Below are 9,423 nucleotides of genomic sequence, written 5' to 3'. Positions count from 1 at the left end.
AGGCCCAAGCTCAACGAGGTGCTGCGCTTGATCGCGCGCTTGGGCGGATTCCTCGGCCGCAAGGGCGATGGCGAACCCGGCGCGAAAGCTATTTGGCTGGGACTCAAAGAGGTTCATATCGCTGCCAAGACATTGCAGAAGTTACGTGTCGGCGGTCACGCTGGAAATTGTGTATAACCCGATGCATTGAACGACGTTCTCGAGCACACCCCGTACGCCGATCAGGAAATCGATCTGCTTTCCATCGACGTGGAAGGTCACGATTACGAAGTCTTGCGATCGATTGATATCAGCAGGTATAAACCAAAGATCATTATCGTGGAGTCTACGCTGACTGCGATCAGGGAAGTAATGGATTCCGCCATATTTCGCTATCTGGAGGAGCGCAATTATCGACTGGTCAGTTGGACATATTTGTCGCTGATCTTCAGAGTGGAAAGATCTCAAATCTTTCGCACTCAGTTATAGCGTTACGGTTCTGCACGTATCGTCCTTGCAGCTGCTATCAATTTCGCAATCCCACTTTCAACGGCCGCTGCAACGGTCCAGATATACCTGGACCGACTGGTGCCTCAGCCGTGAAGCACATTCATGAGCCCCTCGACTTGCCTGAAGGCTGACTAGCGTAACGGCCCGCGCTTATGGGGGATTTCCCTGGGTTTGACGTTTCGAGCGGGCGCTCCGCTCCGAAGTCGCTGCCTCGTCATGGCTCGCCTCTTCCTTCACGAAGGGCCGAATCTCAACGCAACACGTCGGTAAATTATTGTTTTCTTAGAGAAAATACCGAACGGCAGACGTTCCGCACGGGGCGGGGTTCAAGCCCGAGCGAATCACATTTGAGGATCAGTGAACTTCGACCGCGTTCCCCGCTTCTTGAATTTGTCACTGCCCGTCCATATAATTAGCACTCGCTGCACGAGAGTGCTAACAACATCTCCGGTTGGCTCGGCCAGCCGGGTTTTTCTCAGCGTTCTTCAGTCTCAATCAGAGAGGAGTATGTATGAACCTTCGTCCTTTGCATGATCGCGTGATCGTCAAACGTCTGGATCAGGAAACCAAGACCGCGTCGGGCATCGTGATCCCCGAAGCCGCAGCGGAAAAGCCGGATCAAGGTGAAATCCTCGCAGTCGGCCCGGGCAAGCGCGACGACAAGGGCGCAGCCATTGCGCTCGACGTGAAGGTCGGCGACCGCGTCCTGTTCGGCAAGTACGCAGGCCAGACCGTCAAGGTCGACGGCAACGAACTGCTCGTGATGCGCGAAGAAGACATCATGGCCGTGGTGCAGAAGTAAGCGCAAGGTCGCTACTTCACCGGTTATATCCAAAGTATTCAAGGAGTTAGAAGATGGCAGCTAAAGACGTCGTATTCGGTGATTCCGCCCGTGCCAAGATGGTCGAAGGCGTGAATATTCTCGCCAACGCCGTGAAGGTCACGCTGGGTCCGAAGGGCCGCAACGTGGTTCTCGAGCGCAGCTTCGGCGGCCCGACGGTCACCAAGGACGGTGTGTCGGTCGCGAAAGAGATCGAACTGAAAGACAAGCTCCAGAACATGGGCGCGCAAATGGTCAAGGAAGTCGCTTCCAAGACCAGCGACAACGCAGGCGACGGCACGACGACCGCTACGGTTCTCGCGCAATCGATCGTCCGCGAAGGCATGAAGTACGTCGCATCGGGCATGAACCCGATGGACCTGAAGCGCGGTATCGACAAGGCCGTTACAGCCGCAATCGAAGAACTGCGCAAGATCAGCAAGCCGTGCACGACCAACAAGGAAATCGCCCAGGTTGGCGCGATCTCGGCGAACAGCGATTCGTCGATCGGTGAGCGCATCGCTGAAGCAATGGACAAGGTCGGCAAGGAAGGCGTGATCACCGTCGAAGACGGCAAGTCGCTGCAAGACGAGCTGGACGTCGTCGAAGGTATGCAATTCGACCGCGGCTACCTGTCGCCGTATTTCATCAACAACCCGGACAAGCAAGTCGCCGTGCTCGAGAACCCGTTCGTGCTGCTGCACGACAAGAAGGTGTCGAACATCCGTGACCTGCTGCCGGTGCTCGAGCAAGTCGCGAAGGCTGGCCGTCCGCTGCTGATCATCGCTGAAGACGTCGAAGGCGAAGCGCTCGCAACGCTGGTCGTCAACAACATCCGCGGCATCCTGAAGACCGTTGCCGTCAAGGCTCCGGGCTTCGGCGATCGTCGTAAGGCGATGCTGGAAGACATCGCGATCCTGACCGGCGGTCAGGTCATCGCTGAAGAAACCGGCCTCACGCTCGAGAAGGCAACGCTGGCTGAACTGGGCCAGGCGAAGCGCATCGAAGTGGGCAAGGAAAACACCACGATCATCGACGGCGCTGGCGAAGCAGCGAACATCGAAGCTCGCGTCAAGCAAGTGCGCACGCAGATCGAAGAAGCGACCTCGGACTACGACCGTGAAAAGCTGCAAGAACGCGTCGCCAAGCTGGCAGGCGGCGTTGCAGTGATCAAGGTCGGTGCTGCGACCGAAGTCGAAATGAAGGAAAAGAAGGCACGTGTCGAAGACGCACTGCACGCAACGCGCGCGGCTGTGGAAGAAGGCATCGTGGCGGGTGGCGGCGTCGCGCTGATCCGTGCACGTACGGCAATCGCTGGCCTGAAGGGCGCTAACGCCGATCAGGACGCAGGTATCAAGATCGTTCTGCGCGCCATGGAAGAGCCGCTGCGCCAGATCGTCGCCAACGGTGGCGAAGAAGCGAGCGTCGTCGTGGCAGCGGTTGCTGCTGGCAAGGGCAACTACGGCTACAACGCAGCGACCGGCGAGTACGTCGACCTGGTCGACGCAGGTGTCGTGGATCCGACGAAGGTGACGCGCACGGCGCTGCAAAACGCCGCTTCGGTTGCTGGCCTGCTGCTGACGACCGACGCAGCTGTCTGCGAACTGCCGAAGGAAGATGCTCCGATGCCTGGCGGCATGCCCGGCGGCATGGGCGGCATGGGCATGGACATGTAATTCCGCTCGGGCCTCGTGGTCCGGCCGCGTGGTTGAACTGCCGCGCGTCTGGATCACGGCCGAGGCCCGGCTGGAAGTCCGTGTGGGGAGTGCGCCGCGAGGCGTTTCCCCAAACGAAAAAACCCGCTTATGCGGGTTTTTTTCGTTTGGGGCCGGCGTTGATGTGCTTGCTGGCGAGCGCTTCCGGACGACCTTTTGTCCGGATCAGGCGCCCGCGGCGTGAGCCGTGCGATGAGAGGACCTTCCGAGGCACTTTTCGCGCAGGTAGTGGAAGATCTGCGCGACGCTTTGCGCGGGGCTCAGCGTTCCCGTGTCGACGTGCAGGTCGGGATCGATCGGCGCTTCATAGGGCGCTGATACGCCGGTGAACGAGCTGATCTCGCCAGACCTCGCTTTCGCGTAAAGACCTTTGGGATCGCGGCTCGCGCAGGTGGCGAGCGAGGCGGACACATAGGTTTCGACGAACTTGTCGGCTCCGATGATCGCGCGCGCCATTGCCCGATCTTCGCGTAGCGGCGAAATCAGCGCGGAAATCACGATCAGACCCGCGTCGTTCATCAATTGGGCGACGTGCGCGACCCGGCGGATGTTTTCGCGCCGGTCGTCGGGCTCGAATCCAAGGTCGCTCGCCAGACCGTGGCGGATGTTGTCGCCGTCGAGCACATAGCAGGCGTGACCGAGCGCGATCAGCTGCTCCTCGAGCGCGAACGCGAGCGTCGATTTGCCGGCGCCGGACAGGCCGGTCAGCCAGATCGTGGCGGGCATCTGATCGAACATGCGTATGCGGTCCTGCACCGCGATCTTGCCGTGGAAGCGTTGCACGAACTGGGGCGGCTCTTTCATGGATAGGTTCTCTTGGCTCTTCTGGCTCATTCGCAGTGCCAGCCTTGCCGCCACGTGCCGGCGTTGTGCAGGCTTTCGGTGGAATTGGCAATGGTAACGCGAAAGCCTTCCGGAATATCGTTCGGCAGTGGAATCGAAAATCCGCTGTATGCGTTCGGATAGCCGGCGCTCGCCACATCGGGCCGCGGCTCGCCGCTGCAGCCGGTTGCGACGATCTGCGTGCCGACCCGCACCTCGAGCGGTACCTGCCGCTGCGGCTCGCTCAGATTGACGGCCCAGCCGCACACTACGCCGTCGCGCACCGTGTCGACAAAACCGTCGAATAGGTCGACCGGCGGACGCTGCCGGCTTCGCGCGAACTCCAGATAGGTGTCGATCGGCGCGAGATCGAAGCGGCGGATCACCTCATGCACGCGCGACAGGAATGAGCCGTCGATGCCCAAATACGTCGAGTTATAGACGTGCGGATTCTCGAGCTGATCGATTTCGGACTGAATCACACGAACCAATTCGAGCGCATTCGAAAAGACGCTGCCCGTTTCTTTCGCATAGGCTTCGACGATTCGATTCGCATCGCGGAACAGTTCGTAATCGAGGCTATTGTCGTCGATGAACTTTTGTCTTGCTGCTTCGCTGATGTGAGCTTTGCCTTTCGGCGCGCCATTGGTGCGATTCGATTCGAAACAGAACGGTAATTTCATCCCCGTCGAACCGCACAGCCGCAATAAGAATTCGCTCATGTCCTCGCAGACGCCGACGGTACCGATCTGTTCGCGCAAATGGATTTGCGCGACGGCGAGGCTCGCTTCGTTGACCGCCGGCTCGCCGCTCAGCATCTGCACGAACAGGTTCCTGCCGCCGAGCGATTCGCTGACCCACTCGTCGAGCGACAGTACGCCTTGCAGCGCCAGAGCCTCGGTCGCCGACACGCTGACGCCGCGCGTGATCTGGCCGTTCTTGCCGTTCGCCGCATACCAGTAGTGCGAGATCTGGCGCGCGAGCGGATCGCGCAGGATCGTGCAGTAGTTGACCGGATGTTTGATCATCCGATGAATGCCATACGGTAGATGACCGCCGCCTACCTGCGTCGCGAGCAGCTTTGCGCGACAGTTTCCCCAGCCATCCTGATCCCAGACAAAGCTAATGAATTGGTCATTACCTTTATTCAAATCAAAAAACGAAATAACAGTCGAACCGCCGCATTTCGGTGGATGGATGAAGAAGGTGGGAAATGACATGTGGGGACATATGACTGATCGTGATGCGTAAAGTCTAGACAAAAGATGTCATCGGCGTTGTAACGTTTGATTACGCGGTAAAACGTCCGGTTGCATCGCCGACCGCAAGATTCATGCGGCTATGCAAAATAAATTGACTAGGATGCCCGCGAGACGAACTGGGGCGCGGCAGTATCGATAGCTACGCGCTAATTACATTGTTCAATTTGGATAAATCGAATGGAAAGTCGCACCAATCGCGAAAGTCACATTAATGAAAAAACCGGCTGACAGCGGGTTTTTAGTCGATTCCGACAAATGGCGAGGTCAGTGCCGCGCTTCCCCCGGCGCCGCGCCCTTGCCTTGCGCGGGCGGCGTTTCGTCTTCATCGCTGCTGCGCGCCCAGAAGAAGCGATCGGGCATGTACGCCCCCATGCCAGGCCGGAACGCATTGCGCACTGCCTGATACAGATACTCCTGGCTTTCGCGCACCGCTTCCGCGGGCTCCTGGCCGTTGGCGAGGAGCGCGGCGATCGCCGCGCCGAGCGTATCGGTCAGGCCCGTCAACCGATGCGGCGCGCGGTCCCACATGTCCTGACGCAATTGGCCGTCCTCGCTGAAGAGTGTGTTGACGAGCCGATGCGTGCCGGTTTCGGTCGACAGAATGTATTCGCAGCCCTGCGACAGCAGGTGCGAGATCGCCGCGTCGAGGCTCGGCGCCTCCGCGTCGCCGTCGGGCTGCGCGAGCGCGAGCAGCGTCGCCGAGTCGGCGACTAGCAGCGTGGTTTGCGGCGCGAGCAGATCGGCGATCGCTTCGCGCAGTTCGTCGGCGGCGAGCACGTGCTCGTCGTCGAGCGTGAAGTCCGGGGCGAGGATCAGCGGGATGTCGTCGTAGTCGGCGACAACTTCCGCGATCGCGCTGACCACTTCGGCGCGCGTGCACGCGCCGACCTTGAATGCGGCGATCGGCATGTCCTCGAGCAGCATGCGCGCCTGCGTCGCGACGATGTCCGGGTCGAGCCCGGTGACTTCGTCGCAGTTCGCCGAGTCGCGCACGGTATAGCCCGTGAGCACGGAAACGCCGTGGCAGCCCATGCTGGCAAGTGTCAACAGGTCCGCCTGCAGGCCGGAGCCGCCGGTGGGGTCGGAGAGACCGAAGGTGAGGACGATCGGAGGCGTGTCGCTGGGCATGAAAATGGATAAGGAAAGCAGGATTTCGGCGCGCAATGCGCAATTGGCTCAATTATGCGGCCTAAACCGTGGAGAGGGCGTTTTTTCGCGCGGCGGGGATCGCGTTGAGGTTGCCACGCTAGCGCCGCGAGCTTGCCGAGGGCGCCCTCTATGGCGCTGCCGGGTGTCCCCCACCGCCATGCGGCCTGACGCCGCGAGCGTCGTGCGCACGGCGCGCGGGCGCACCGCCGAAGCCCGGTCCACGCTACGATTGCGAGTTTTCGATTGCTAGGCATGGGGGCGGCAACACGGTACCATCATGGCTCCCGCTTCCACGGACTCAACGACGCGACAAAAGAATGGAATATCAAAGCTGGATGTGCCTGATTTGCGGCTGGATTTACGACGAAGAGGCCGGCTTGCCCGACGAAGGCATTGCGCCGGGCACGCGCTGGGAAGACGTACCCATCAACTGGACGTGTCCGGAGTGCGGAGCGCGCAAGGAAGACTTCGAAATGGTCCAGATCTGAAGTGCGGCAAGCCGCCGGCGTCAGCCGGCCGGTCGTTCGCATCGCTTGATCATTTGTTCCGGCGTCGCGGTTTGATGGGCTCGTGCGACACGCCGGAAGCTTCGGCCCCCAAACCGGGTCCCGCGATTCGGTCCGAACCTGAACCCTGAGCTTCGATCCCGAAAAGTCAGCGGCGTCATCCGCCGCGCAATTGCTGCAATCGCTTGATGCGTCCGGCACGCCCGGCGCCTGTCTGAGCGCGCCGGCGCGGAACATCGCCGGTCGCGTCGTGTCGCAACGGTAGTCTGTCATTGTCCTGTCGCCGGTTCGCGCGGTGGCCGCTCACTCAGCATGCGGCGCGAAGCGACGGCCCCGTCAGCTTCGTGTCGCCTGCCCATGACTCTTCGATCCGCAGCACCCGTTTCCATCGATGCACTGCCGAACCCGCGCGGTGGCGCGGTCCGCCCTGCGGAACTCGCGTTCGCCGAGGCGTCGCTCGCGTTCGAGCAGCGCGACGAGAGCGGTGCCGCGCTGCTGCGCGCGTCGCATGCGTTGCGCACGGCGGGCTGGCTCAGCGCGCAGCGTTTCACCGACGCCCTCGTGCGGCTCTCGCCGCTCGCGAGCGGCGAGCCAGCCGAAGCGGAAAGCGCGCGGCCAGTGTTCGGCGCGGCGCTGCGCGACTTCCGCGCGGCGCTCGAACGTCACAATCTGCGCGAGCTCAGTTGCTCGCCGACGCTGTTCAACCACTACCGCGAGCTGTGTGCGCAACTCATCGAACCCACGCCGGGTTCCGCCGTTGCGTTCGAAGACCTCGCGCTGTGCGCGCGGCCAGTGCCGCCGGCTTCGCTGCACGCGCAATCGGCCGATCAGCTTGCCCATCAGCGGGCGCGCTACGAGCGCGCGTTGCTGCCGGTGCTGCGCTCGCAGGCCGACACCGGCAGCGCGGTGGCGCTTGCGGTCACGAACGCCGCGCTCGACGAGCTCGACGCCGTGTTCACCGAACTCGCCGGCCCCGATCCGTATGACTTCTGGCGGCTCGCGCGCGCCTGCGCGAAGGCGCTGCGCGCGCGCGGCCACGCAATCCGCGATATCGAGGCGCGGCGCTTCTACGCGCGCTGCAACCTGGCGCTCGCCGATCACGCGCGCGGCATCGAGCGCGCGCCGCGTTCGCTGGTGCGCGCGACGCTCGCGCTGCTGTGGCGCGACTACGCGCTGTTCGGCGCGGCCGCGCAAGACGCCGACCAGGTCGAGGTGCTGCACGACTATGGCTTGACCGTCGACTGGCACGTCGCCGGCACGCAGTCGTCGGAAGCGCTGTGGGAGGCGGGCGCGCTCGAGGCGCAGTCGCTGCCGCACACGCGCGATCTCGGCGTGCTGAGCGTCAACGCGAACGCGTACGAAGACTTCCTGCAGACCGCCGACGCGTCCATCGAGGCGCTGGCCGCCCATGCGCGCGCGGCCGATCAGCCGGAAAAAGCCGACCCGAGCGAAGCGCTGCAGGCGGGCGACGCCGCCTACCGGCTCGGCTCGGCCGCCTGCGCGCTCGGTCTCGGTCACGTGGCGCTGCTCGCCGACGCGCTCGGTCTCGCATGGCGGCGTCGTGCGCATGCGAGCGTCGCGACGCCGGCGGTGCGCGCGCACGTGATCGTCGGCGCGCCGCCGGCCGACACGCTCGAGCAGGCCGCCGAGGCCTTGCGTGCGTCGCTGCACAAGGTCGCCGCGGGCGTTGGGCCGGCGGGCGGCAGCTTCACGCAGGCGGCGCTCGCCGCGCTCACGCGTGCGATCGAGCAGGGCGGCGCGTGAAGCGCAAGCCGGGTCGAACCAAACGCGCGACGTGGCGCGCGAATTGCGTCCGCAACGCTTCGACCGACGCGCGCCGAACTCGCTGAAACCCATTGTGACAAGTCACAATGCCGCAACTTCGCGACGGGCGCCGAACGTGCCGTTCTACGCGGTGTTTCGGCGCCTGATCGCGGCATGGCGCAAGTCGCGCGCGTGATAGAGTGCAACTTGATCCGGCGTCGATGGCGCGTCGCGTAGCGTGCAACCCAACGCGTTGCAATGCTCAAAGCAGCCCGCCATGACGCATCGTCTTTGCTAAAATCCGAACTATGTCCAAGAGTACCGATCGCATCAATCTGACCAACCAGTTCCTGATCGCCATGCCGAACATGGCCGATCCGACGTTTTCAGGAACGGTGGTCTACCTTTGCGATCACAGTGAGCGCGGCGCGCTCGGCCTCGTGATCAACCGGCCGACCGATATCGACCTGCAAGCGCTCTTCAATCGCATCGATCTGAAGCTCGAGATCGAACCGCTTCTCCATGTCCCCGTGTATTTCGGCGGCCCGGTGCAAACCGAGCGCGGCTTCGTGCTGCACGATCCGAAAGGCGGCAGCGCATACACGTCGTCGATGTCGGTGCCGGGCGGGCTCGAAATGACCACGTCGAAAGACGTGCTCGAGGCCGTCGCGAGCGGCAACGGTCCGGAGCGTTTCCTGCTGACGCTCGGCCACGCCGGCTGGGGCGCGGGTCAGCTCGAAGACGAAATCTCCAAGAACGGCTGGCTCACGGTCGAGGCCGATCCGAAGATCGTTTTCGACGTGCCCGCCGAAGATCGTCTCGAAGCGGCGCTCGCGCTGCTCGGCGTGTCGTTGTCGATGCTGTCGGGCGAGGCCGGGCACGCATGAGGGGCCGCG

The 9,423-nt window shown here is 62.7% G+C and carries 11 protein-coding genes; 8 read left to right on the top strand and 3 right to left on the bottom strand.

The window, feature by feature from the left end; translation table 11 throughout:
* The 4 genes from F6X37_RS14940 to groL all read left to right on the top strand — a co-directional run.
* A partial coding sequence (locus F6X37_RS14940) for an IS4 family transposase (protein WP_316251967.1) occupies positions 1-177 on the top strand: 177 nt, incomplete at its 5' end.
* Positions 178-186: 9 nt separating this feature from the next.
* Positions 187-468, top strand: a complete 282-nt coding sequence (locus F6X37_RS14935; protein WP_262419921.1) for an FkbM family methyltransferase — start codon at positions 187-189, stop codon at positions 466-468.
* Between the two features lie 532 nt (positions 469-1,000).
* Complete coding sequence (gene groES, locus F6X37_RS14930) at positions 1,001-1,291, top strand: co-chaperone GroES (RefSeq protein WP_008923887.1); 291 nt, start codon at positions 1,001-1,003, stop codon at positions 1,289-1,291.
* Between the two features lie 53 nt (positions 1,292-1,344).
* Entirely contained in the window at positions 1,345-2,985 is a 1,641-nt protein-coding gene (groL, locus tag F6X37_RS14925; protein WP_184062186.1) for a chaperonin GroEL, read from the top strand.
* 204 nt (positions 2,986-3,189) lie between these two features.
* Here the strand turns inward: groL and cysC are convergent, their stop codons facing one another.
* Positions 3,190-3,828: an adenylyl-sulfate kinase gene (gene cysC / locus F6X37_RS14920; RefSeq protein WP_090803263.1), complete on the bottom strand. Its 639-nt coding sequence runs from the start codon at positions 3,826-3,828 to the stop codon at positions 3,190-3,192.
* A gap of 26 nt (positions 3,829-3,854) precedes the next feature.
* Positions 3,855-4,874 carry a chondroitin 4-O-sulfotransferase gene (locus tag F6X37_RS14915; protein ID WP_262419920.1) on the bottom strand — a complete coding sequence of 340 codons (1,020 nt, stop codon included), beginning with the start codon at positions 4,872-4,874 and terminating at the stop codon, positions 3,855-3,857.
* 21 nt (positions 4,875-4,895) lie between these two features.
* On the opposite strand from F6X37_RS14915, the gene F6X37_RS36870 reads away from it, so the two are divergent.
* A complete protein-coding gene (locus tag F6X37_RS36870) occupies positions 4,896-5,063 on the top strand; it encodes a hypothetical protein (protein WP_244144937.1) in 168 nt (55 codons plus the stop codon).
* Between the two features lie 309 nt (positions 5,064-5,372).
* Here F6X37_RS36870 and F6X37_RS14910 read toward each other — a convergent pair whose 3' ends face one another.
* A complete protein-coding gene (locus tag F6X37_RS14910; protein ID WP_090803266.1) occupies positions 5,373-6,236 on the bottom strand; it encodes a hydroxymethylpyrimidine/phosphomethylpyrimidine kinase in 864 nt (287 codons plus the stop codon).
* 338 nt (positions 6,237-6,574) lie between these two features.
* Here F6X37_RS14910 and F6X37_RS14905 point away from each other — a divergent pair, with 338 nt between their 5' ends.
* The 3 genes from F6X37_RS14905 (at position 6,575) to F6X37_RS14895 (ending at position 9,414) form a co-directional block, all read left to right on the top strand.
* A complete protein-coding gene (locus tag F6X37_RS14905) occupies positions 6,575-6,745 on the top strand; it encodes a rubredoxin (RefSeq protein WP_006047743.1) in 171 nt (56 codons plus the stop codon).
* Positions 6,746-7,120: 375 nt separating this feature from the next.
* Complete coding sequence (locus F6X37_RS14900) at positions 7,121-8,527, top strand: hypothetical protein (protein WP_187611859.1); 1,407 nt, start codon at positions 7,121-7,123, stop codon at positions 8,525-8,527.
* 308 nt (positions 8,528-8,835) lie between these two features.
* Complete coding sequence (locus tag F6X37_RS14895) at positions 8,836-9,414, top strand: YqgE/AlgH family protein (protein ID WP_090803272.1); 579 nt, start codon at positions 8,836-8,838, stop codon at positions 9,412-9,414.
* Positions 9,415-9,423: the final 9 nt, after the last annotated feature.

This window comes from Paraburkholderia sp. 31.1 (assembly GCF_014397645.1).
GTDB classification, from domain to species: domain Bacteria; phylum Pseudomonadota; class Gammaproteobacteria; order Burkholderiales; family Burkholderiaceae; genus Paraburkholderia; species Paraburkholderia tuberum.
The sequence above is the reverse complement of the archived record's forward strand: the minus strand, read 5'-3'. Positions and strand labels throughout refer to the sequence as shown.

Bases quoted from the DNA above. Each gene is read 5' to 3' on its own strand.
- groES (WP_008923887.1), top strand. From the start codon at position 1,001: ATGAACCTTCGTCCTTTGCATGATCGCGTGATCGTCAAACGTCTGGAT.
- groL (WP_184062186.1), top strand. From the start codon at position 1,345: ATGGCAGCTAAAGACGTCGTATTCGGTGATTCCGCCCGTGCCAAGATG.
- cysC (WP_090803263.1), bottom strand. From the start codon at position 3,828: ATGAAAGAGCCGCCCCAGTTCGTGCAACGCTTCCACGGCAAGATCGCG.
- F6X37_RS14915 (WP_262419920.1), bottom strand. From the start codon at position 4,874: ATGATCAAACATCCGGTCAACTACTGCACGATCCTGCGCGATCCGCTC.
- F6X37_RS36870 (WP_244144937.1), top strand. From the start codon at position 4,896: ATGACCGCCGCCTACCTGCGTCGCGAGCAGCTTTGCGCGACAGTTTCC.
- F6X37_RS14910 (WP_090803266.1), bottom strand. From the start codon at position 6,236: ATGCCCAGCGACACGCCTCCGATCGTCCTCACCTTCGGTCTCTCCGAC.
- F6X37_RS14905 (WP_006047743.1), top strand. From the start codon at position 6,575: ATGGAATATCAAAGCTGGATGTGCCTGATTTGCGGCTGGATTTACGAC.
- F6X37_RS14900 (WP_187611859.1), top strand. From the start codon at position 7,121: ATGACTCTTCGATCCGCAGCACCCGTTTCCATCGATGCACTGCCGAAC.
- F6X37_RS14895 (WP_090803272.1), top strand. From the start codon at position 8,836: ATGTCCAAGAGTACCGATCGCATCAATCTGACCAACCAGTTCCTGATC.